The organism is Microbacterium azadirachtae (assembly GCF_000956545.1).
In the GTDB taxonomy this organism is placed as follows: domain Bacteria; phylum Actinomycetota; class Actinomycetes; order Actinomycetales; family Microbacteriaceae; genus Microbacterium; species Microbacterium azadirachtae.
The window spans coordinates 51970-74910 of sequence record NZ_JYIT01000084.1; the positions used below are offsets into that span (position 1 = coordinate 51970).

The window sequence follows — 22941 nt, forward strand, 5'->3', positions numbered from 1 at the left end:
GCATGGACATCACCCCCGCCGCCTGGCTGAGGTCCCGTCCGGCGCTCACCGGGACCGCCCCCGCACTGCACCCGGGGTCGGTGCCGGACGAGCCGCTCGCGCTGTTCCTGAACTGGATCACCACGGCGGCGGAGGCGGGCGTCCCCGAGCCGCACGCCGCGACGCTGGCGACCGTGGACGGCGACGGAATGCCGGATGCGCGCACACTCATCCTGAAGGACGTCGACGAGCGCGGCTGGGCCTTCGCCGGTCCCCGCTCGTCGGCGAAGGGACGCCAGCTCGCGGCGAATCCCGCGGCCGCGCTGAACTTCTGGTGGCAGCCCGTCCTGCGCGCGGTGCGGGTGCGGGGTCCGGTGCAGGAGGCCTCCGCCGAGGAGAGTGCCGCCGATCTCGCCGCACGCTCGGCCGCCGCGCGCGCCGGAGTGGCCGAGGGCGACTGGGTGCTCTGGCGGATCGTGCCGAGCCGGGTCGAGTTCTGGCAGGGGGCGGAGGATCGCCGCCACACGCGCATCGTCTACACGCGGGCCGCCTCGGGCTGGATCCGGACCTGGCACGGCGGACAGGGTGCCGCAGACCGCACGCACGAGGAGGACGCATGAGCGACTACGAGATCACCGACATCGGAAGCCCGGACGACTGGCGGGCGTTCCACGGCGGATTCGACGAGGCCCGGTCGCGCGACGGCCGTCGCGTCGTCGACCATGAGCTGACCATGCAGTACATCGGGATGACCGCCAACGCCCTGGTGCCCGGCGAGGAGGCCGGCTACTGGCACACGCATGCGCAGATCGAGGAGCTCTACGTGTTCCTCGCCGGACTCGGGCAGATGGGCGTCGGAGACGACGTCGTCGAGGTCGCCCCCGGCACGGTGGTGCGCGTCGGCCAGGGCGTGCCGCGCACCTGGCGCGCCCGTCCGGACAGCCCCGGCGAGCTGCGCTGGCTCTGCATCCGCGCCGGCGGCGAGCAGCTTCCGCACCTTCCCGACGACAGCACGCGCATCACCGACCGGCCGATGCCCTGGGCATGACCGTTCGCGGCGCTTCGGGCCGGCGGCCGCCCCGGCGCGGTCGCGCTCGGGAGGCCGGACGGCGTGACACGCTGGAGCCATGACCGAAGAACTGCTCCCGCCGGCCCTGCGCGCCGAGATCAACGCCGTGCTCGACGACGCCGGAGTGCACGCCGACCGGCGCCTCGTGCTGCGGATGCTGCAGACGGCGGTGCTGCTGGGCGAGGACCGCACCGACCGCCTCGACCTGAAGATCGCCTCGGCGGCGCTCAGCGAGATGCGCGACGCGTTCCGGCTGTTCGCGCCGTTCCGTGGCGTGCCCAAGGTCACGGTGTTCGGCTCCGCCCGCACCGCGCAGGACGATCCGCTCTACCGGCAGGCGCGCGACGTCGCGGCCGCGCTCGCGGCGGAAGGCTGGATGGTGGTCACCGGTGCAGGCCCCGGGATCATGCAGGCCGCGGCGGAGGGCGCGGGGCCCGACCGCTCGCTGGGAGTGTCGATCCGGCTGCCGTTCGAGGAGAAGGCGAACACGATCGTCGCGGAGCAGGAGCACGTCGTCGCGATGAAGTACTTCTTCACGCGCAAGCTCATGCTCATGAAGGAGTCGCGCGGCTTCATCTGCCTCCCCGGCGGGTTCGGCACGCTCGACGAGATGTTCGAGCTGCTCACGCTGCAGCAGACGGGCAAGGCGGAGCCGATGCCGATCGTGCTCCTCGACCAGCCCGGCGGCAGCTTCTGGCACGGGCTGGAGCGCTTCGTGCAGGAGGATCTGGCGCCCACCGGGGTGATCTCGCCGGGTGACTTCGACCGGGTGCGCATCACCGACTCGGTCGACGAGGCCACTGCGGCGATCACCGGATTCTGGCGCAACTACGACTCGCTGCGCTGGGTCGGGGACGTCCTCGTGCTGCGCCTGCGCGCCGAGCCCACGGGCGACGAGATCGCGCAGCTCAACGAGCAGTTCGGGTCCATGCTCTCCTCCGGGCGGATCGAGGGGAGCGGGCCGCTGCCCGTCGAGCTCGCGGACAAGGATCAGCTCGACCTGCCGCGACTCACCCTGCACCTCGACCAGCGCGCGGTGGGGTCCCTGTTCCGGCTGATCGGCGCGATCAACCGGCTGGGAACCGCTCCGTCCGCCTGAGCGGCGCGCCGCGCCCGAACACCCTGCGGATCAGGACGCGACGGCGCGGATCCCCGCCGCGAACGCCGTGAGATCCGCCGGCCGGCCCAGCACGCGCTCCGCCGCCCGCGCACCCGAGGCATAGGCGCCGCCGACGGTCGCGGGCTCGGCGCCCCAGGTGGCCTCGCCGGCGAAGTGCAGCACGCCGTCCACCGGTCCGGCCAGCGCATCGTGGTCGTGGTGCGAGGACCCGGTGGCGAGATACGAGTAGGAGCCCTGCGCGTAGGGATCCTCGCCCCAGCGGGTGATCCGGTGCGCGCTCGGGGCCGGGATCCCGTCCCCGTACAGCGCGCGGAGCGCGGCGGTCGCGTCACGCGCGATCTCCTCGTCGGACAGGCCCTGGATCCGACGGCCGAACGGACCGGCGGCGAAGGTCAGAAGCGTCGGCCGTCCGCTGATCGCGGACACGTCGTACCACGAGTGCCAGTGCTCCCCGGGCTCGCCGAGGGCCCGGACGGCGTAGACCCCGTCCTCCCAGAAGCGTGCGGGGAACTGCAGGAACACCTTGTTGAAGACACCCATCCCGAGGCGCGCGAGCGGTCCCGCGACCGCCTCGGGCAGCGGCGGCTCGAAGGCGATCGTGCCGGCCTTCAGCACGCCGAGGGGCACGGTCACGATCGCCTGGGCCGCCGAGAACGTCCCCCGGTCCGTCTCGACCCGCACGCCGCGGGGGTCGCGTCCGACGCGCCGGACGACGTGCGCGAGGCGCACCTCCAGGCCCGCAGCGATCCGCGCCGGGAGCTCGTCGTACCCGCGCGGGAAGATCACCTCGTCGCCGTCGATCGCGTCCTCGTCCACGCCGTGGGCGTCGAGGTCGCCGATCCAGGCGCCGCACTGCTCCTCGACGCGATGGCGGAAGAACTCGCGGATCTCGTCGATGCGCTCCGGATCCATCGCGTCGGGGAGGCGCTCGAGCCGGTCGAGAGCGCGCTCAGTCACATCGAGGTAGGTGTCGCCGGGGGAGGCCGCCTCGATCTCCTGCGCGACGGCACGGTCGGCGGCGTCGACGTCCGCGACCCACCGGGCGCTCGCGTCGGCCGTCATGCGCCGCCCCTCGCCGTCGAAGTCCGCGATCGGCCGTCCGCCGGCCTGGAAGCTGCCGACCGTGAACTCGAGCGTCGGGATCTCGAGCGCCTGCACGAGCTCGGCCAGGCGCGAGTCCTCGATGCCGTGGATCCAGGAGGCGCCGAGATCGACGGGGAATCCCGCCGAGCGATCGCTGTGCATCCGGCCGCCGATGCGGTCGCGCGCCTCCAGGACGACGACCCGCAGCCCGGCGTCCGCGAGGAGGCGCGCGGCGACGACGCCGGACATGCCGGCGCCGACGACGATCACGTCGTGGCTGGTCGCGCTGTCGTCGTTGGTCATCGGGTCCTCCTGGAGCCGCGCGCGAGCGGCCGTCGATCGCGCAGGGGAGCCGGACCAGGGTATCGTTGTACGGATGTCGTGCGTGCGGATGCGCGCCGACGAGAGCTGAACAGGGAGGCCGCCATGGATATCGATCTCGGATTGCTGCGCACGATCGAACGGGAGAAGGAGATCCCCTTCGACGAGCTGATCGCGATCATCGAACAGGCCGTCCTGACCGCCTACGCCAAGCACGACTCCCACGAGGGCTCGCTCACCGAGGGCACCCGCGTCGAGCTCGACCGCAAGACCGGCCACGTGGCCGTCATGGTGCCGGTCCTCGACGAGGAGGGCGTCGTGATCGGCGAGGAGGACTCCACGCCGGACGACTTCGGCCGGATCGCCGCGTTCGCCGCCAAGCAGGTCATCGGACAGCGCCTTCGCGACATCGCCGACGACGCGGTGCTCGGCGAGTTCCGCGGCAAGGAGGGCGACATCGTCGCCGGCGTGATCCAGCAGGGCCCGAACCCGCGCATGATCCACGTGGACCTCGGGTCCGTCGAGGCGATCCTGCCGCCGGAGGAACAGGTGCCCGGCGAGGAGTACACGCACGGATCCCGGATCCGCGTCTACGTGACCTCCGTCGCGAAGGGCGCCAAGGGTCCCGCGATCACGGTCTCCCGCACGCACCCGGGGCTCGTTCGCAAGCTCTTCGCGCTCGAGGTGCCCGAGATCGCCGCCGGTCTGGTGGAGATCGTCGCACTCGCGCGCGAGGCGGGCCACCGCAGCAAGATCGCGGTGAAGGCGAACGATCCCTCGATCAACGCCAAGGGCGCGTGCATCGGCGAGCTCGGCCGCCGCGTGCGGGCCGTCACCGAGGAGCTGGCGGGGGAGAAGATCGACATCGTCGACTACCACCAGGATCTGGCGACGTTCGTGGCGCACGCCCTGTCGCCCGCGAAGGTCACGAGCGCGTTCGTCCTGGACGCCGGCACCAAGGCCGTCCGTGCCCTCGTGCCCGACTACCAGCTGTCGCTCGCGATCGGCAAGGAGGGGCAGAACGCGCGCCTCGCCGCCAAGCTCACGGGCGCCAAGATCGACATCCAGCCGGACTCGATCCTCGACGCGTGAGGGATCGATGCGGCGTAGCCGCGGTGATGCGGCGCTGATCGAGAGGGAGCGAGGGCGCGCAGCGACCGAGACGACGTCTCCGCTGAGCGTCGCGTAAGGACGCCCCAGATCTGAGGTGTAAGATGGAACCTGTACGAACGTGTGTCGGTTGCCGCGCTCGTGCATCTCGCGCCTCCCTGATCAGGGTGGTCATCCGGAACGGCGAGCTCGTCTTCGACGAGCAGGCCGTGCTGCCGGGGCGGGGTGCGTGGGTGCATCCGACTCCGGAGTGCGTGGAGACCGCCCAGCGGCGACGCGCCTTCGCCCGTGCGCTCCGTGTGTCCCCTGTGCTGGAATTCCCGGAAGCAGAGAACATGCAGACCCTCGAGAAACGGCTGAACGGCTATGGAAACAAAGTGAACGGCTCGAAATGAGACCCGTCCGCGACTAGTGGTCTGCCCTGTCAGGGCGGACCGACCCCTGACAGGAGAATTGTGGCTGGTAAACCACGCGTGCACGAGATCGCCGCTGAACTCGGCGTCGACAGCAAGTTCGCACTCGCGAAGCTCAAGGAGCTCGGCGAGTTCGTGAAGTCCCCCTCATCGACGATCGAGCCTCCCGTGGCGCGCAAGCTGCGCGCGGCGATCGAGGCCGACAAGCCCGCCGGCGCGCCCGCGTCGGCGGCTGCTCCGGCGGCGCCTGCGAAGAGCACGGCGACCCCCGGCGCACCCAAGCCCGGCCCCAAGGCGCCGACCCCCGGCCCGAAGCCGGGTCCGGCCAAGCCGGTCGAGACGGCTCCCGCCCCGGCGGCGGAGAAGCCCGCGGCCCCGGCGGCGCCCGCGGCTCCGGCGGCACCTGCCGCGGAGAAGACGGCGGCGCCCAAGCCCGGCGGCTCGGCAGCGCCGAAGCCCGGTGCCCCGCGCCCCGGCAACAACCCGTTCGCGTCCTCGCAGGGCATGGGCCAGCGTCCCGCCGGCCCGCGTCCGGGCAACAACCCCTTCGCGTCGCAGCAGGGCATGGGTCAGCGCCCGACGCCGGGCAACATCCCGCGTCCGCAGGCGCCGCGTCCCGGTTCGCCGCGCGTCGGCGCGCCCCGCCCTGGTCAGGGTGCAGGGCGTCCCGGTCGTCCCGGCCAGGGCGGCGGTCGTCCCGGCGCTCCGTTCCAGCAGCGCAGCGGCGGTCCCGGCCGTCCCGGTGCGGGCGCCGGCGCGGGCGGCGGCTTCCAGCGTCCCGGCGGCGCTCCGGCCGGCGGTTTCGCCGGACGTCCCGGCGGTGGCGGCGGTCGTGGCCGTGGTCCCGGCGGCGGTACGGCCGGCGCGTTCGGCAAGGGCGGCGGCAAGAGCAAGCAGCGCAAGTCGCGGCGGGCGAAGCGGCAGGAGTTCGAGATGCGGTCGGCGCCGGTCGTCGGCGGCGTCAACGTCTCCAAGGGCAACGGCGAGACGATCCGTCTGCGTCGTGGCGCCTCCATCGCCGACTTCGCGGACAAGCTCGAAGCGCTGAACGGCTACACCGTCCAGCCCGGAACGCTCGTCACGATCCTCTTCAACCTCGGCGAGATGGCCACGGCGACGGAGTCGCTGGACGAGGCCACCTTCGAGGTGCTCGGCGAGGAGCTCGGCTACAAGGTGCAGATGGTCTCGCCCGAGGACGAGGACAAGGAGCTCCTCGAGGGCTTCGGTCTCGACCTCGAGGCCGAGCTGGAGGCGGAGAGCGAGGACGACCTCGAGATCCGTCCGCCCGTGGTCACCGTCATGGGCCACGTCGACCACGGTAAGACCCGGCTGCTCGACGCGATCCGCAAGACCAACGTCATCGACGGCGAGGCCGGCGGCATCACGCAGCACATCGGTGCGTACCAGGTCTGGACCGAGCACGACGGCATCGAGCGCGCGATCACCTTCATCGACACCCCGGGTCACGAGGCGTTCACCGCCATGCGCGCCCGTGGTGCGCAGGTGACCGACATCGCGATCCTCGTGGTCGCCGCCGACGACGGCATCATGCCGCAGACGGTGGAGGCGCTGAACCACGCGCAGGCGGCCGGTGTGCCGATCGTGGTCGCGGTCAACAAGGTCGACAAGCCCGAGGCGAACCCCGCCAAGGTGCGTCAGCAGCTGACCGAGTACGGCCTGGTCGCAGAGGAGTACGGCGGCGACGTCATGTTCGTCGACGTGTCGGCTCGTGCCAACACCGGCATCCAGGAGCTCCTGGACGCCGTGCTGCTCACCGCGGACGCGGGCCTCGACCTCACCGCGAACCCGAACAAGGCCGCGCGAGGCATCGCCATCGAGGCGAAGCTCGACAAGGGCCGCGGTTCGGTCGCGACGGTGCTCATCCAGTCCGGAACGCTGCGCGTCGGCGACGCGATCGTCGCGGGCACGGCCTACGGCCGCGTGCGCGCCATGATCGACGAGAACGGCGATGCGGTCGAGGCCGCGGCGCCGTCCCGCCCGGTGCAGGTGCAGGGTCTGAACTCCGTCCCGCGCGCCGGCGACGTCTTCATCGTGACCGACGAGGACCGCATGGCCCGTCAGATCGCGGAGAAGCGCGAGGCCGTCGAGCGCAACGCCCAGCTGGCCAAGGCCCGCAAGCGCATCTCGCTCGAGGACTTCACCCGCGCTCTGGAAGAGGGCAAGGTCGAGACGCTCAACCTCATCATCAAGGGCGACGTGTCCGGTGCCGTCGAGGCGCTGGAGGAGTCGCTCCTCAAGATCGAGGTCGACGACTCGGTGCAGCTGCGCATCATCCACCGCGGCGTCGGTGCGATCACCGAGAGCGACGTGAACCTGGCGACGATCGACAACGCGATCATCGTGGGCTTCAACGTGCGCCCCGACACGAAGGCCCGCGAGGCCGCATCCCGCGAGGGCGTGGACGTGCGCTTCTACTCGGTCATCTACAACGCGATCGACGAGATCGAGAACTCCCTCAAGGGCATGCTCAAGCCGGAGTTCGAAGAGGTCCAGTCGGGTGTCGCCGAGATCCGCGAGGTGTTCCGCTCCTCGAAGTTCGGCAACATCGCCGGTGTCATCGTCCGCTCGGGCACGATCACGCGCAACGCCAAGGCGCGCGTCATCCGCGACGGCGTGGTCATCGCCGACGGCCTGGCCATCGAGTCGCTGCGTCGCTTCAAGGACGACGTCACCGAGGTCCGCACGGACTTCGAGGCGGGTATCGGCCTCGGCAAGTACAACGACATCCAGGTCGGCGACGAGATCGAGACGACCGAGATGGTGGAGAAGCCGCGCGCGTAAGCGCCTGGTGACGCAGGATGGCATCCTGTGTCGGCCTGATGGGGGCCCGGTCCGCTTCGCGGACGCCCCAACGGCCGCCACAGGATGCCATCCTGCTCCGTTCGTGACTCAGCGGCGGATGAGAGAGTGAGAGGGTAGGGACATGGCCGGAGAACGACAGGCACGACTTGCGGATCGCATCCGCGTCATCCTCGCCGAGCGCCTCGAGAAGGGGCTGCGGGATCCGCGTCTCGGCTTCGTGACGATCACCGACGTGCGCGTCACGGGCGATCTGCAGCACGCGTCCGTGTTCTACACGGTGCTCGGCTCGGAGGAGGAGCGCGTCGCGTCCGGTGCGGCGCTGACCTCGGCGACGGGCCTCCTGCGCAAGGAGGTCGGCCGGCAGCTCGGCGTGCGCCTCGTCCCGACGCTCGAGTTCATCCCGGACGCGCTGCCGGAGAACGCCGACCACATCAGCGATCTGCTGCGCCAGGCGCGGGAGCGCGATGAGGAGGTCGCGAAGCTCGCAGCCTCCGGCAGCTATGCCGGCGACGCCGACCCGTACCGGGTCGAGGAGGACGCTGCGCAGGAGTGATCCGCCGGACGCCGCGATGCGGCACGCCGGAATCGACGAAGGCCCTGGGAGACCGCTCCCGGGGCCTTCGTCGTCTCATGGCGCAATGCCGGGCACATCCCCGTCACTGAGCGCCATGAGCAGCGGTTCGCGCGACGGACATTGCTACGTTCCGAAGACAGCGCACGGCGGCGTGCGCGTCTGCGACAGCGGGGGGCTGGCGGGATGGACGGCACGACACGCGCGCGCCCGGCGGTGCACGACCTCGCACGACGGGGGATCGTCGCCGACGTCGGTCCGCGGGGCACGCGCGCTGCGGAACCCGCCGATGGTCACGATCCCTCGCCGGGGGACGTCGCTGCGCCGCACGTGCGTGCCGCCGTCTCGGCCGCGTGCGCGGGTGATCCGGTCGCCGTCGCCGAGGTGCTGGCGGCGCTGGGCGCAGAGTGCCGGCGCGGCTGGCGCGCCCTGCCCGACCCGCTGCCGAACGTGCCCTCACTCGCGGCACGGTCGCGGAGCCTGCTGCCGCCGGACCTGGATCCCGACCGGGTGCTCGCTCTCGCGCTGTGCGGACGAGGTCCGCTGTCCGTGCTCCATGCGATCACGGGCGGCAGCGCGGACAGGATCGTGTCGTCGCGGTTCGGCCGGCTCGTCGAGGCGCATGGCGGGATCTTCCGCTTCAGCGATGCCGCACTCCGCACGGCCGTGCTCGCCGCGTCGACCGCGTCGGTCCGGCTCCGTGCGCATCGTCTGCTCGCCGCCGCATACGCGACCGCAGGAGATCCGGACGCGGCGCTGTGGCATCGCGCCCGCGGTTCGGCTTCCGGCGATCCCGGATTCGTCGAGCCGCTGGTCGCCCAGTCCCGCGTCGCACTGAGGAGGGGATCCCTCTCCCGCGCCTGGGCGCACGCCGAGGAGGCCGTGGCGCACGCACGATCCGGCACGCCGGCGCATGCCGCAGCGCTGCTGTGCGCCGGTCACGCCGCGCTCTCCGGCGGCTGGGTCGTGGACGCCCTGGAGCGGATCGAGGGAGCGCGCCGCATCGACGGCGCCCACCGCGGAGACGCCACCGCGGCGTACGTGCTCGCCCGCACGCTCCGGCACGGAGTGGTTCCCGCACCCGCCGGCCTGATCCCCGGGGATGCGACGAGCCAGGGATACCGCTCGGCGGCTGTGCGGGGTGCACTCCTCAGCGCGGAGCGCGGCGACCACCGACGCAGTGCGGCGTGGCTCGCCGTCGGCGCAGGGATGGAGCACGACCGCGGAGAGAGATCCGCGCTCCAGGCCTGGTGCGACGTGCTGGCGGGCGGGAGCTCGACGATGACCGCCGGCGGCGGATCCGCGTCCATCGCGCATGCGCTGTACCTCGGGCTGAGCGGGGATCCCCGCGCCGGATTGCACGCTCTCACGGAGACCGACGCCCTCGAGACGGAGGAGATCTGCGCCGGGCTGCCGGCACGGGCGCCGATGCACCGGGCGCGCAGGGCCGTCGCCGAGGTGCTGCTGCACGTCTGGGCGGGGAGGATCGGGATCGCGCTGGATCTGCTCCGCGCGGCCGCCGACGAGCTTCCGGTGGCGCTGCCTTTCGCGGGGCTGGCGGTGGCGCTGTCCCGGCGGCTGGAGCTCGCCGTGGACGGCAGGGTCGGGGCGCTCTCGCGCGATCTCGAAGTGTGCCTGCCGTGGGTGCGCGAGGGCACGGGTTTCGTCGATCGCGCCCTCGGCGCGTTCCTGCAGGGCCGCAGCGACGAGGCCGCCGTGCACATGCGGCTCTGGTCGGACAGGTGCGGGCCGCCCGAGCCGTTCGCGCTGCCGGGGCTCGACGAGATCGGGCCGTTCGGCGCCCCTCGGGCACCGGAGCCGCCGGACGCGACCGCCGCGCGCCTGCTGCGTCAGCGTGTACGGAAGACCCGGACGTCGGGATGGCGCGATGAGCTCGATCAGATCGCAGCGGAGAGCAGGGGGATCCGCTCGCCGTTCGAGCGGGCACGGCTGGAGGCTCTGCTGGGTCCGGCGTGCGCCGTGCGAGGAGACCGGAGCCGCGCCGTGCGGCATCTGCGCGCGGCACAGAGCCTCTTCGACGAGTCGGGGGCGCAGGCATGGCGAGGCATGGTCGACCGCAGGCTGCGCATGTTGGACGCGCCGCGGCATGGCACCGGCAGGGCGAGGGACGACGTCTCGACACCCGTGCTCGAGGTGTGTCGTGCCACCTGGGAGACGATCCTCACCGCCCGCGAGCTGGAGGTCGCGCTGCTGATGGCGCAGGGCTGCACGAACAGGGAGATCGCACTGGCGCTGCACGTGTCCGTGCGGACGGTCGAGGTGCACGGCAGTCGGATCTTCGCGAAGCTCGGCGTCCGCACCCGGCACGAGCTGACGGTGCTCGCGCACCGCACCGAACAGCACCTCTGACCGTCCCTGTGCCTCCCCGGAGCCGGGCGCGGAGGGGTCAGCGGGGCAGCAGGAACTCGCCGTCCTCCGCCTCGATGAGGCCGTCGGCGATGAGGGAGTCGATCGCACGATCGCGCTGCGCCGGATCCGGCCAGTCGGCGAGGACCTCGGCGGCCGGCAGCCGGTGACCGTCGGCGTGCCGCAGCGCGCGCAGCACTCGGCCGCGCGCCTGCCGGTCCGAGCCTTCGTAGCGCGCCTGCCTGCGCCGCCGGTCCTCGCTCTCCGGATAGCCCGCCGCGCGCCAGGCGCAGCTGTCGAGGAGGGGACAGCGCGCGCAGTCGGGGGTGCGCGCGGTGCACACCGTCGCACCGAGCTCCATGGCTGCGGCGTTCACGATCGCGGCGTCGCCCCGATCGTCGGGGAGCAGTGCCAGCATGTCGTCGAGGTCTCGGCGCGAAGGCGGCTCGGGCTGCGCCCTGCCGTGAACGGCGCGGGCGATCACGCGACGGGTGTTCGTGTCGACCACGGGATGGCGGTCTCCGAAGGCGAACACGGCGACCGCACGCGCCGTGTAGTCGCCGATGCCGGGCAGCGCGAGCAGCGACGCCACATCGCGCGGCGTGGTGCCGTCGTGCTGGTCGCGGATGGCGACGGCCGCCCGATGCAGCCACAGCGCACGACGGGGATAGCCGAGGTTCGCCCATTGCTGCAGGACCTCGGCGCCGGTCGCCGACGCGAGGGCCGCAGGGTCCGGCCAGCGGGCGAGCCACGCCTGCAGGTGCGGGATCACCCGTGTCACCGGCGTCTGCTGGAGCATGAACTCGCTCACCAGCACCCCCCACGCGCCGTACCGGGCGAGGTACTCGGGCCGTCGCCACGGGAGATCCCGGGCATGCGCGCGATACCAGGCGATCAGCTCGGGCGCGCCGCGGGTCGGTGAGGGCGGCATGGCTCTAGCCTATGGCTGCGGACGGCGTCGCCGTCGCGACGGGGGACGAGCAACCACACAGAGGGAGACCGGAGATGACCACCACCAGTAGGCTCGCGTGCGGCGCCGTGGCCGTGCTGACCATGATCGGATTGGCGGCGTGCGCGCCGACCGCGACCACCTCGTCGTCTCCGACGCCTTCTGCGTCCCCGGCGGTGTCGCCGTCGACACCGCCGGTCTCCAGCCCCCCTGCCTCGTCGTCGGCGCCGGCCGAGGATCCGTCCTCGCCGTCGACCTGGATCATCTCGACCGCCGGCGTGGGCGCTGTCCGGCTTGGAGACAAGGTGTCGGCGCTGCCGGATCTGGCGGGCTGGTCGATCCGCGACAGCTGCCGATGGGCGGCGCTCTGGGGCGACTCGGAGCTGCAGCTGGTCGCGGCGGGGGACTCGTCCGAGTCCGAACCCGTGGTCTCGGAGATCGCGGTGCTCGGCTCGACGACGGGGCCGCGCCCGCAGACGGACAGCGGGGTCGGAGTGGGGTCGACCGAGGAGCAGGTGCGTGCCGCCTACCCGGGAGCGGCCGAGGGGACGAGCGGCTACGGTCCGTGGATCCGCACGGGCGATCCCGCTCAGGGCGCTGTGTACTTCACGCTCTACCCGGACTCCCGCACGGTGCGTCAGGTGACGGTGACGACTCGGGACAAGCCCTCGGCGGAGTACTGCGGCTGAGTTTCGGGCACCCGGCGTTCCGCCCCTAGGCTGGGAGGATGGCAACCAGCGGGATCCTGCTCGTCGACAAGCCGGGCGGGATGACGAGTCACGACGTCGTCGCCCGCACCCGCCGGGCGTTCGGCACGCGGAAGGTGGGTCACGCCGGCACTCTCGACCCGATGGCCACAGGGCTGCTCGTCGTCGGCATCGAGGCCGCGACCCGGCTGCTGACCTTCGTCGTCGGCGCCGACAAGACGTACCTCGCCACGATCCGCCTCGGCCAGACCACCGGCACCGACGACGCGGACGGGGAGATCGTCTCCACCGCCGACCCGCACGCGGTCGCCGCGATCACCGGGGACCGGATCGAGGCCGGCGTGGCGGCTCTCACAGGCGCGATCTCGCAGGTGCCCAGCGCCGTCTCCGCGATCAAGGTCGACGGACGCCGCGCCTACGACCGGGTGCGCGCGGGGGAGGAGGTCGTCCTCGCCGCCCGTGACGTGGTCGTGTCGCGGTTCGACGTGCTCGCCGACCGTGCGGGGGACGCCGGGACCCGCGATCTCGATGTGGTCGTGGACTGCTCCTCGGGCACCTACATCCGCGCGCTCGCCCGCGATCTCGGTGCCGACCTCGGCGTCGGGGCGCACCTCACGGCCCTGCGGCGTACCCGCGTCGGTCCGTTCGACGTGGCGGACGCCACGGGCCTCGTCGATCTCGCCGACGCGCAGCCGCTCACGTCGGCCGACGCCGCGGGCCGCATCCTGCCCGTGCTCCCCGTGACGGCCCAGGAAGCTGTCGACCTGCGGCACGGCAAGCGCCTCGTGGGTCAGCGCTCCCGGCTCGAGGGCCCGCGCGCCGCGGCGATCGATCCGGACGGCGTCCTGATCGGTATCGTGGAGCGCCGCGGCGACGACCTGAAGAGCGCCATGAACATGCCGGAGGGGGCGTCATGATCCTGTGGTTCACCGTCGTGCAGCTCGCGGTGGCGGTCGCGGCCGGACTCTTCTGCCTGATCATGGGCTTCGCGGGGAAGCGTCCCAACGACTGGACGGTGGGATCCCTGGCGCTGGTGGAGCTCCTCCTGATCGTCCAGGTGGTCATGGCGATCGTCTCGCCCTTCGCAGGCAACCCCGCGCGCGGTGACGGGCTGGAGTACGGGGTGTACCTCGTGTCGGCCGTGCTGCTACCGATCGGCGGCGCGACGTGGGCGCTGCTTGAGCGGTCCCGCTGGAGCACGGTGATCATGGGCGTGGTCTCGCTGTCGCTCGCGGTGATGATCTGGCGGATGCAGGTGATCTGGACGACGCCGATGGGCGGCTGAACGGAACGGTCTCGGCGGACGCCGTGTCCGTCCCGTTCCGTAGAATGGAGACGCCATGAGCACCGCGCGATCCTCGACCCCCTCCGACTCCTCCCCGCAGCCGGAGGGATCGTCCACCGCACCGGTGCGACCGCGGATGCGCGGCATCGGGCGCGTGCTCGTGATCGTGTACGCCGTGATGGCGCTCGGCGCCACGGGCCGCTCGTTCGTCCAGATCGCGCGCGCCTTCGATCAGGCACCGCTCGCCTACACGCTCTCGGCGCTCTCCGCCGTGGTCTACATCGTGGCGACCCTGGCCCTGATCCTGTCGGGCCGGCCGGGCTGGTACCGCGTCGCCTGGGTCGCGATCGCCTTCGAGCTGGTCGGCGTGCTGGTGGTCGGCACGCTCAGCCTCACCCATCCCTCGCTCTTCCAGCACCCGACCGTGTGGTCGCAGTTCGGCTCGGGCTACATCTTCATCCCCCTGGTGCTGCCACTGTTCGGCCTGTGGTGGCTGATCGCGCATCGCCCGTCGGCGCGGCCCGCGGAGATCCTGCCGGAAGGGCCGACCGCATGATCGTCTTCCGGGATCCGGCCGATATCCCCGCCGACTTCGGACGCACGGTCGCGGCGATCGGCAAGTTCGACGGCGTGCACTCCGGACACCGCGCCGTGTTCCGCCGCGCGCAGCAGGATGCCGCGCGGATCGGCGCGAAGACGGTCGCCGTCACCTTCGACCGCAATCCGCTGAGCGTGCTGCGCCCCGATCGCTGCCCCGACGACCTGGTGTCGGTCGAGCGCAAGATCGACCTGCTCTCCGGATGCGGACTGGACGCGGTGCTGGTGCTCACGTTCGACGAGCAGCTGGCCTCGCGCACCGCGGAGGACTTCGCGACGTCGATCCTCGTCGACGCACTGCACGTCGCCACCGTGCTCGTGGGCCGCGACTTCCGGTTCGGCCGCGGCGGCAGCGGAACGCCCGCCCTGCTGTCAGAGCTGGGCCGGGACCACGACTTCACCGTCGACGTGATCGAGGACGTCTTCCTCGAGGGCACGGATCGGCGGGTGTCGTCGTCCTGGGCGCGGGAGCTGCTCGCCGCGGGAGACGTGACGCTCGCCGGCGCCGTGCTCGGCAGGCCCGTGTCGGTGCGCGGAGAGGTCGTGCACGGGCTCAAGCGCGGCCGCGAGCTCGGATTCCCCACGGCCAACCTGCCCACGCTGCTGGACGAGATGGTCCCGGCCGACGGCGTCTACGCCGGACGACTGGTGGACCACACCACGGGGGTCACGCATCCCGCCGCGATCTCCGTCGGGACGAACCCGACCTTCGACGACGTCCCGGAACGCCAGGTGGAGGCGCACGCGATCGACAGTCCGGGCCTGGACCTGTACGGACACGACGTGACCGTGGAGTTCACGCACCGGCTGCGCGGCATGACGGCGTTCGACAGCATGGACGCGCTCGTCGAGGGAATCGCCTCGGATGTGGCGCAGGCGCGCAGCCTGCTCGGCGTCCCGCAGCCGGCCGGTGTTCCGGCGGCCGGGGGAGCAGAGGTCGCGGACTCGCCCGCGTCATGACCGCGTGACCGCACGAGTGGCGTAAACTTACCGCGAACCCGTTGTGTTCGACGTGCGCGATGCACGCCTACGGGGTTCGCCGTCCGCGCGGTCCGCGTACTGCCGACCGACAGTCGCCGTCCGCGGACATCGCATCGCCCGGAGGCACCGTCCATCCGGACGGTCATCGTTCGGACCAGCCGCCGTCCGTGTGGGACGGCATCCACGCTCAGGAGGAGCATGCCGACCACGGCGACCGCCACCCGGCGGAAGAAGACGTCGCGCCGAGACGAAGACGCGCCGCTGATCCCGATCCTCGCGCGCAAGGTGCGCGAGATCGAGGCCAAGGCCCAGCACGGGAAGCTCGGGCCCACGAACCGTGTCAAGTTCCAGGTGATCGCGTTCCTGGTGCGCGAAGAGCGCGCCAGGGTCAAGGGCGACACGGAGCTCGGCGACAGCGCCCGCGCCGAGCAGCTCAAGCGGCTGGACGGCGTCGCGACGATCCTCGCGAAGACCGCTGCGCGCGACACCTCGCTCATTCAGCTGCTCGAGGCCGATCAGGCCACGAGCCCCGTCGCGAAGCGCATGCGGCGGGACTGGCTGCTCGAGTCGGGCGCGGAGCTCGCCCCCGAGGAGCTGGTGATCGCCGACGTGATCCGGGTGCAGCAGGCGCCCGTCGTGCCCGCCGCGCTCGCCGAGCGCCAGGTGACCCCGCCGTCGGTGGAGTCGCGGATGCTCGCGAACCCGTTCCTCGCGCCCGACCTGACGCCGCGTCCTGCCGTGACCCCGCGTCGTCGTCTGGACGGCTGGGAGCTGATGGGCCCGCTGTACAAGGCGTTCGAGACGGGCGCCGGCGGTGCGACGGCCTCGATGGAGCTGCCCCCGTTGCCCGAGTACGACCACATCTCGCCGAAGGGCCTGGAGGTGATGGTGCACCAGTCCCGGTTCCTCGAGTCCGTGCGTGCCGGCCATCGCTCCTTCCTGCTCGCGGACGAGCCGGGCCTGGGCAAGACCGCGCAGTCGGTGCTGGCTGCGTCGGTCGCCGACGCCTACCCGCTGCTCGTGGTCGTACCGAACGTCGTGAAGATGAACTGGGCGCGCGAGGTCGAGCGGTGGACGCCGCAGCGCCGAGCCGCCGTCATCCAGGGCGACGGCCAGGACGTCGACGCCTTCGCCGATGTGTTCATCGTGAACTACGAGATCCTGGACCGGCACCTGTCCTGGCTCGGCGAGATCGGCCTGCGCGGGATGGTCGTCGACGAGGCGCACTTCATCAAGAACCTGTCCTCGCAGCGGTCCCAGAACGTCCTGGCGCTCGCGACGCGGATCAGGGAGCAGACTCCGAACGGACGTCCGCTGCTGATGGCGCTGACCGGCACCCCGCTGATCAACGACGTCGAGGACTTCGACGCGATCTGGCGCTTCCTCGGCTGGACCAACGGCGAGCGCCCCTCCGCGGAGCTCGCGGACAAGCTGGACGCCACCGGACTCACGCCCGCGGACAAGGCGTTCTACGGCGAGGCCAGGGATGCGGTCATCTCGATGGGCATCGTGCGGCGCAAGAAGAAGGACGTCGCCGCCGACCTGCCGGACAAGCTCATCGCCGACCTGCCGGTGCAGCTGGACGACGAGTTCGGCCGCAGCATCCGCCAGGCCGAGGCCGAGCTCGGTGCTCGTATGGCGGCGAAGTACCGGCGCATCATCGAGGCACGCGGGGACCGCGGACTGGCGCACGGCGAGATCGACGAGGACATCGTCCGTCTCGTGGCGCACGGCGAGCTCGAGGAGTCCAAGGCCGCAGGCACCGGGGGCGACAACGTCTTCACCATGGTGCGCAAGATCGGTCAGGCCAAGGCGCTGCTCGCCGCCGACTACGCGGCGCAGCTGCAGCGCTCGGTGGGCAAGGTGGTGTTCTTCGCGAAGCACATCGACGTCATGGATCAGGCCGAGGCGCACTTCGCGGCGGCGGGGATCAAGGCGGTCTCGATCCGCGGCGACCAGTCCACGCCCGCGCGCCAGCTGGCCATCGACTCGTTCAACGGCGACCCGGAGGTCGGCATCGCGGTCTGTTCGCTCACCGCCGCCGGCGTCGGCGTGAACCTGCAGACCGCCTCCAACGTGGTGCTCGCGGAGCTCAGCTGGACGGCGGCGGAGCAGACGCAGGCGATCGACCGCGTCCACCGCATCGGCCAGGACGAGCCCGTGACGGCGTGGCGGATCATCGCCGCGCACACGCTCGACACGAAGATCGCCGAGCTCATCGACCAGAAGCAGGGCCTCGCGGCGCGCGCGCTCGACGGCGAGGCCGTCGAGGAAGGCGCCAGCGAGTCGGTGCAGCTGGCCGCGCTCATGCACCTCCTCCGCGAGGCGCTGGGCGGCAGCTGACGCGGAGTCCGCAACGATCGCAAAGAACGGCGCTTCTTCACCCGCTTTCGGGTGGTGAAGCGCCGTTCTTCGTCAAGAAGCCGAGAACTCGGCGAGCGAGTGCGTAAGAATGCGGGTTTTCGGCGCGCTCGAATGGCGCCGCGGAGCAGATCGGCACTAGTGTCGAACGAGGCAACGGTGCCGCGCTTCCTTTCCCTTCCCTCCCGAGGACGACCCATGAAGATCGGCATCTTGACCAGCGGTGGCGACTGCCCCGGCCTGAACGCGGTCATCCGCGGCATCGTGCTCAAAGGCACCGAGGCGTACGACCTCGAGTTCGTCGGCATCCGCGACGGCTGGCGCGGCGTCGTCGACGGCGACTTCTTCCCCCTCACGCGGCACGAGGTCAAGGGACTCTCCAAGGTCGGCGGCACCATCCTCGGCACCAGCCGCACCAACCCGTACGAGGGTCCGCGCGGCGGCGCCGAGAACATCGCCAAGACGTTGTACGGGCACAAGATCGACGGCATCATCGCGATCGGCGGCGAGGGGACCCTCGCGGCGGCGGACCGCCTGCACAAGGAGGGGATCAACGTCGTCGGGGTTCCCAAGACCATCGACAACGACCTGCGTGCGACCGACTACTCGTTCGGATTCGACACGGCCGTCAACATCGCCACCGAGGCCATGGACCGTCTGCGCACCACCGGCGACTCGCACCGGCGCTGCATGGTCGCCGAGGTGATGGGCCGCCACGTCGGCTGGATCGCGCTGCACGCCGGCATGGCGGCCGGGGCGCACGTGATCTGCATCCCCGAGGTGCCGATGTCGCTCGAGGAGATCGCCGCACTCGTCACCAGCGCGAACGATCGCGGGCGCGCTCCGCTCGTCGTCGTCTCCGAGGGCTTCAAGCTCAAGGACATGGACGAGGCGTACAGCGACAAGGGGCTGGACGCGTTCAACCGTCCGCGGCTCGGCGGCATCGGCGATCTGCTCGCCCCGGAGATCGAGCGGCTCACCGGCATCGAGACCCGGGCGACGATCCTCGGTCACATCCAGCGCGGAGGCGCCCCGTCCGCCTTCGACCGGGTGCTCGCGACGCGACTCGGCATGCACGCCGCCGACGCGGTCGTCGCCGAGGCATGGGGCCAGATGGTCGCGCTGCACGGCACCGAGATCGTGCGGGTCCCGTTCGCCGACGCCCTCGGCGAGCTCAACACGGTGCCCCGCAACCGCTACGACGCGGCGGCGACCCTCTTCGGTTGAACGCCGATCGGCCCCGGTTCTGCTGGGCCGGGGCCGATCGACCGAGAGCAGGCGAACACACGCGGATCCGCCTGATCCCGGCCGATCCGCCTGATTCCGGCAGGCCGGCGCAGGGGAGGGGGGCGAGGCGTCCGCGCGTCAGGCGGCGGCGCCCAGCCGGTCCAGGATCCAGGCGAGCTCGAACGCGCGCTCGCGCCAGGAGTTGTACCGTCCGCTGACGCCGCCGTGTCCGGCGACCATCTCGCACTTCAGCAGCACGTCCTCGGCGCCGGCGTCGCGCAGGCGGGCCACCCACTTCGCGGGCTCGACGTACAGCACCCGGGTGTCGTTGAGCGAGGTGACCGCGAGGATCGACGGATACGCCACCCCGTCGCGCACGTTCTCGTACGGGGTGTACGACTTCATGTAGGCGTAGACATCCGCGTCGTGCAGCGGATCGCCCCACTCGTCCCACTCGATCACGGTGAGCGGGAGCGACGGATCCAGGATCGTGGTCAGGGCGTCGACGAAGGGCACGGAGGCGAGGACGCCGCCGAAGAGCTCGGGGGCGAGGTTCACGACCGCGCCCATGAGCAGGCCGCCGGCGCTGCCGCCCTCGGCCACCATCCGCGACGGCTCGGTGATGCCGGAGGCGACGAGGTGGCGCGCGGCGGCGACGAAGTCGGTGAACGTGTTGGTCTTCTGGCCGAGCTTGCCGTCCTCGTACCACTGCCGGCCCATCTCGCCGCCGCCGCGCACGTGTGCGACGGCGAACACCACGCCGCGGTCGAGCTCGCTCAGGCGCATGACGGAGAAGCCAGGATCGATCGAGTGCTCGTACGAGCCGTATCCGTACAGGTGCACGGGCCGGAGAGCGGAACCGGGCTCTCCGAAGGAGCGCTTCCACACCAGCGAGATCGGCACGCGCGTGCCGTCGTCGGCCACGGCCCAGTCGCGCCGCTGACCGTAGGTGGCCGGGTCGTAGCCCCCGAGCACGGCCTGACGCTTGCGCAGGTGCAGGGTGCGGGTCGCCAGCTCCAGGTCGTACACAGTGGAGGGGGTCACGAACGAGCCGTAGCCGAGGCGCAGGAAGGGGGAGGACCACTCCGGATTGCCCCCGAAGCCGGCGGAGAACAGCGGCTCGTCGAAGCCGAGCTCGTCGAGCGCTCCGGTGGCGGCATCCATCAGCGCGATGCGCTCCAGGCCCTCGAAGCGGTAGGCGACCACGGTGACGTCCTGGAACGCGTCGACGTCGAGCAGGCGGCGCCCCGGCGTGTGCGGCAGCACCACGCGCGGTCCGCCCTGGGGGTCGGCCGCGGATACGGCGACGAGCTCGAAGTCGAGCGCCCCGTCGTTGTGGAGGATCAGCAGCTCGTCGCGGCCGTCGACCACGGCGTGCTCCACGGAGTACTCCACGCCCTCCCTCCGCGGCCAGACGACTCGCGGCGGCGCGGTCAGGTCGTCGAGGTCGACGAGCAGCTCCTCGCTCGTGATCGAGGATCCGACCCCGATCACGAGGTACTTCCGGCTGCGGGTGATCCCCGCGCCGAGCCAGAATCGCTCGTCCGGCTCGTGGAACAGCTGCACGTCCGCCGACACCGGCGTGCCGATCCGGTGCAGCCAGAGGGTGTCCGGGCGCCAGGAGTCGTCGACCGTCGTGTAGATCACGGCCGTGCCGTCCGGGGTGAAGAACGCTCCGGACGTGCCGGGGATCTCGTCCGGGAGCGTCCGGCCGGTGGCGAGGTCGCGCACGTGCACGGTGTAGCGCTCGTCGCCCTCGAAGTCCGTCGACCACAGCAGCCGGGTGGCGTCGTCCGAGACGTCGAAGGCGCCCATCGCGAAGAACTCGTGCCCCTCCGCCTCGGCGTTGCCGTCGAGCAGGATCTGTTCTCCCTGCACGGGGACGGCGGGATCCAGGACCGGAGGCGTCCAGTCGTCGGGGGAGGAGACGGCGGCGCGGCACTGGAGGCCGTACTGCTGTCCTTCGGCGGTGCGCCCGTAGTACCACCAGTCGCCGCGACGCGTGGGCACCGAGAGGTCGGATTCCTGGACGCGCCCCTTGATCTCCTGGAACAGCGCCTCGCGCAGCGGCTCGAGGTGCGCCAGGCGCGCGTCCGTGTAGGCGTTCTCTGCCTCGAGGTGAGCGATCACCTCGGGGTCCTCCTTCGCGCGCAGCCAGTCGTAAGGATCGTCGAACACGTCGCCGTGGTGGGTCCGCAGGAGCGAACGCCGCGCGGCGCGCGGAGGGACGAGCGAAGAGGGGGAGGGTGAAGCGGAGACGGAGGTCACCATCCCACGCTAGCCGAGTTGACCGGTCTGGGCCGGGATGGGAGGATGCAGAGCGGTCCGTTAACGGATGCTGTACTCCCGGTGAACTCTTCGTTCGTCACGTCCCTCCACTTCCCGAAAGCGAACGGTGGAAACCGCAGCCCTCATCGTCGTGCTGGTGATCCTGCTGGCACTCTTCTTCGACTTCACCAACGGGTTCCACGACACGGCCAACGCCATGGCGACCCCGATCGCGACCGGCGCCCTCAAGCCGCGCACGGCCGTCATGCTGGCGGCGGGTCTGAACCTCGTCGGCGCGTTCCTGTCGACCGAGGTCTCCAAGACCATCTCCGGCGGGATCGTGCGGGAGGACCAGATCCACGGGGATCTCTTCCCGGCGCTGATCTTCGCGGGCCTCATCGGCGCGATCACCTGGAACATGCTCACCTGGCTGCTGGGACTCCCGTCCAGCTCGTCCCACGCGCTGTTCGGCGGCCTGATCGGCGCCACGCTCGTCGGGATCGGCATGAACGGCATCGACTTCGGCGCGGTGCTGTCCAAGGTGGTGCTGCCGGCACTGATCGCACCGGTGACGGCGGGCCTCATCGCGTTCCTCGCCACGAAGCTCGCGTATCTGATCACGCGCCGGTACGACGGCAAGCCCGACGGCCGCAGCGGATTCCGCTGGGGTCAGATCTTCACGTCGTCGCTGGTGGCCCTCGCGCACGGCACGAACGACGCGCAGAAGACCATGGGCGTCATCACGCTCGCCCTCATCACGGTCGGCTGGCAGTCCGGCGCCCACCACGAGCCGCAGCTGTGGGTCATCATCGCCTGCGCCTGCACGATCGCCCTCGGCACGTATCTCGGCGGCTGGCGCATCATCCGCACCCTCGGCAAGGGCCTCACCGACGTCAAGCCCGCACAGGGCTTCGCCGCGGAGACGTCCACGGCCGCCACGATCCTCGCCTCCAGCGCGCTCGGCTTCGCGCTCTCGACCACGCAGGTCGCCTCCGGGTCCGTGATCGGATCCGGCCTCGGCCGTCGCGGATCCGCCGTGCGCTGGCGTACGGCAGGTCGCATCGCGATCGGATGGGTGCTCACGCTTCCGGCGGCCGCCGCCGTCGGCGCGCTCGCCGCGCTCATCGTGGTGATCGGGGGCGGCTGGGGCGTGCTCATCGACGCGATCCTGGCGCTCGCCGTGATCATCGGCCTGTTCCTGCGTTCGCGCCGCAACGCCGTCACGGCCAACAACGCCTTCAGCGAGGTCGCCGACTCCGCGCGCGCGGTCGAGGTGCCGGAGGAGCCGCCGCTCACGCCGCGTCAGGCGCGGGCGCAGCGGGCGCGCGAACGGGCGAAGGCTCGCGAGAAGGGGGCGGGACGATGACCGTGGCGATCCACTGGGAGGCGTTCTTCCAGGTGCTCGGGGCCGCTCTCGTCGGCACTCTGCTCGTGGTCGGGTTCTACGCCCTGGGCCTGCGCATGCTCGTGCGCGCCGGCCGCGTGCCCGTCGTCACCCCGGCCGAGTTCACCGATGCGATCACGGTGATCAGCGACAAGGAGGCCAAGCGCGCCGCGAAGGCCGCCGCGAAGGCCGCCCGCAAGAGCCCGCTCAGCGAGGCGCAGAAGTCGCTCGCGCTCGTCGCCGCGTACGCGTGCTTCGCCGTCTGCACGGCCGCGGTGGCCGCGGGGATCCTGCTCATCGTCGTGAAGTAGCACGGGCCCGCCGAG

Annotated in this window: 21 protein-coding genes; 17 read left to right on the forward strand and 4 right to left on the reverse strand. The window is 71.6% G+C overall.

Annotated elements, in window-relative coordinates; genetic code table 11:
- Positions 1-2 precede the first annotated feature (2 nt).
- The 3 genes from RL72_RS15275 (at position 3) to RL72_RS15285 (ending at position 2147) form a co-directional block, all read left to right on the forward strand.
- A complete protein-coding gene (locus RL72_RS15275) occupies positions 3-599 on the forward strand; it encodes a pyridoxine/pyridoxamine 5'-phosphate oxidase (protein ID WP_045251735.1) in 597 nt (198 codons plus the stop codon).
- The gene (locus RL72_RS15280) at positions 596-1027 is read left to right on the forward strand and encodes a cupin domain-containing protein (protein WP_045251736.1); all 432 of its coding nucleotides are present in this window, start codon (positions 596-598) and stop codon (positions 1025-1027) included. The genes RL72_RS15275 and RL72_RS15280 overlap by 4 nt, the downstream gene beginning before the upstream one ends.
- 79 nt (positions 1028-1106) lie before the next feature.
- Entirely contained in the window at positions 1107-2147 is a 1041-nt protein-coding gene (locus tag RL72_RS15285) for an LOG family protein (RefSeq protein WP_045251737.1), read from the forward strand.
- A gap of 30 nt (positions 2148-2177) precedes the next feature.
- Here RL72_RS15285 and RL72_RS15290 read toward each other — a convergent pair whose 3' ends face one another.
- A complete protein-coding gene (locus RL72_RS15290; RefSeq protein ID WP_045251738.1) occupies positions 2178-3554 on the reverse strand; it encodes a flavin monoamine oxidase family protein in 1377 nt (458 codons plus the stop codon).
- A 123-nt stretch (positions 3555-3677) separates the two neighbouring features.
- Here RL72_RS15290 and nusA point away from each other — a divergent pair, with 123 nt between their 5' ends.
- From nusA to RL72_RS15315, 5 genes are all read left to right on the forward strand, one after another.
- On the forward strand, positions 3678-4664 hold the full coding sequence (gene nusA, locus RL72_RS15295; protein WP_045251739.1) for a transcription termination factor NusA: 987 nt from the start codon (positions 3678-3680) through the stop codon (positions 4662-4664).
- Between the two features lie 122 nt (positions 4665-4786).
- Positions 4787-5077, forward strand: a complete 291-nt coding sequence (locus RL72_RS15300) for a YlxR family protein (RefSeq protein ID WP_045251740.1) — start codon at positions 4787-4789, stop codon at positions 5075-5077.
- A gap of 60 nt (positions 5078-5137) precedes the next feature.
- Complete coding sequence (gene infB / locus RL72_RS15305) at positions 5138-7897, forward strand: translation initiation factor IF-2 (protein ID WP_248700492.1); 2760 nt, start codon at positions 5138-5140, stop codon at positions 7895-7897.
- 142 nt (positions 7898-8039) lie between these two features.
- Positions 8040-8471 carry a 30S ribosome-binding factor RbfA gene (gene rbfA / locus RL72_RS15310; RefSeq protein WP_045251742.1) on the forward strand — a complete coding sequence of 144 codons (432 nt, stop codon included), beginning with the start codon at positions 8040-8042 and terminating at the stop codon, positions 8469-8471.
- Positions 8472-8675: 204 nt separating this feature from the next.
- Positions 8676-10859 (forward strand): LuxR C-terminal-related transcriptional regulator, encoded by a 2184-nt coding sequence (locus RL72_RS15315; RefSeq protein ID WP_045251743.1) that lies wholly within the window; start codon positions 8676-8678, stop codon positions 10857-10859.
- A gap of 37 nt (positions 10860-10896) precedes the next feature.
- On the opposite strand, the gene RL72_RS15320 is transcribed toward RL72_RS15315, so the two are convergent.
- Positions 10897-11787 (reverse strand): HhH-GPD family protein, encoded by an 891-nt coding sequence (locus tag RL72_RS15320; protein WP_045251744.1) that lies wholly within the window; start codon positions 11785-11787, stop codon positions 10897-10899.
- A gap of 4 nt (positions 11788-11791) precedes the next feature.
- The gene (locus tag RL72_RS15325) at positions 11792-12070 is read right to left on the reverse strand and encodes a hypothetical protein (RefSeq protein WP_045251745.1); all 279 of its coding nucleotides are present in this window, start codon (positions 12068-12070) and stop codon (positions 11792-11794) included.
- A gap of 40 nt (positions 12071-12110) precedes the next feature.
- Between RL72_RS15325 and RL72_RS15330 the strand changes: the two genes are divergently transcribed.
- The 7 genes from RL72_RS15330 to RL72_RS15360 all read left to right on the forward strand — a co-directional run bounded on the left by RL72_RS15330 (position 12111) and on the right by RL72_RS15360 (position 18963).
- Positions 12111-12494: a hypothetical protein gene (locus RL72_RS15330; protein WP_045251746.1), complete on the forward strand. Its 384-nt coding sequence runs from the start codon at positions 12111-12113 to the stop codon at positions 12492-12494.
- 38 nt (positions 12495-12532) lie between these two features.
- A complete protein-coding gene (gene truB / locus RL72_RS15335) occupies positions 12533-13429 on the forward strand; it encodes a tRNA pseudouridine(55) synthase TruB (RefSeq protein ID WP_045251747.1) in 897 nt (298 codons plus the stop codon).
- A complete protein-coding gene (locus RL72_RS15340) occupies positions 13426-13797 on the forward strand; it encodes a hypothetical protein (protein ID WP_045251748.1) in 372 nt (123 codons plus the stop codon). The genes truB and RL72_RS15340 overlap by 4 nt, the downstream gene beginning before the upstream one ends.
- 136 nt (positions 13798-13933) lie before the next feature.
- On the forward strand, positions 13934-14353 hold the full coding sequence (locus RL72_RS15345) for a hypothetical protein (RefSeq protein ID WP_156156822.1): 420 nt from the start codon (positions 13934-13936) through the stop codon (positions 14351-14353).
- On the forward strand, positions 14350-15354 hold the full coding sequence (locus tag RL72_RS15350; RefSeq protein ID WP_045251750.1) for a bifunctional riboflavin kinase/FAD synthetase: 1005 nt from the start codon (positions 14350-14352) through the stop codon (positions 15352-15354). The genes RL72_RS15345 and RL72_RS15350 overlap by 4 nt, the downstream gene beginning before the upstream one ends.
- Positions 15355-15573: 219 nt before the next feature.
- Positions 15574-17718 carry a DEAD/DEAH box helicase gene (locus RL72_RS15355; RefSeq protein ID WP_045251751.1) on the forward strand — a complete coding sequence of 715 codons (2145 nt, stop codon included), beginning with the start codon at positions 15574-15576 and terminating at the stop codon, positions 17716-17718.
- A gap of 216 nt (positions 17719-17934) precedes the next feature.
- Positions 17935-18963: a 6-phosphofructokinase gene (locus RL72_RS15360; protein WP_045251752.1), complete on the forward strand. Its 1029-nt coding sequence runs from the start codon at positions 17935-17937 to the stop codon at positions 18961-18963.
- A 138-nt stretch (positions 18964-19101) separates the two neighbouring features.
- Here the strand turns inward: RL72_RS15360 and RL72_RS15365 are convergent, their stop codons facing one another.
- Positions 19102-21231, reverse strand: a complete 2130-nt coding sequence (locus RL72_RS15365) for a S9 family peptidase (RefSeq protein ID WP_248700493.1) — start codon at positions 21229-21231, stop codon at positions 19102-19104.
- Positions 21232-21358: 127 nt separating this feature from the next.
- On the opposite strand from RL72_RS15365, the gene RL72_RS15370 reads away from it, so the two are divergent.
- Complete coding sequence (locus tag RL72_RS15370; RefSeq protein ID WP_045251754.1) at positions 21359-22597, forward strand: inorganic phosphate transporter; 1239 nt, start codon at positions 21359-21361, stop codon at positions 22595-22597.
- A complete protein-coding gene (locus tag RL72_RS15375; protein WP_045251755.1) occupies positions 22594-22926 on the forward strand; it encodes a hypothetical protein in 333 nt (110 codons plus the stop codon). The genes RL72_RS15370 and RL72_RS15375 overlap by 4 nt, the downstream gene beginning before the upstream one ends.
- The last annotated feature ends 15 nt before the right edge of the window (positions 22927-22941 follow it).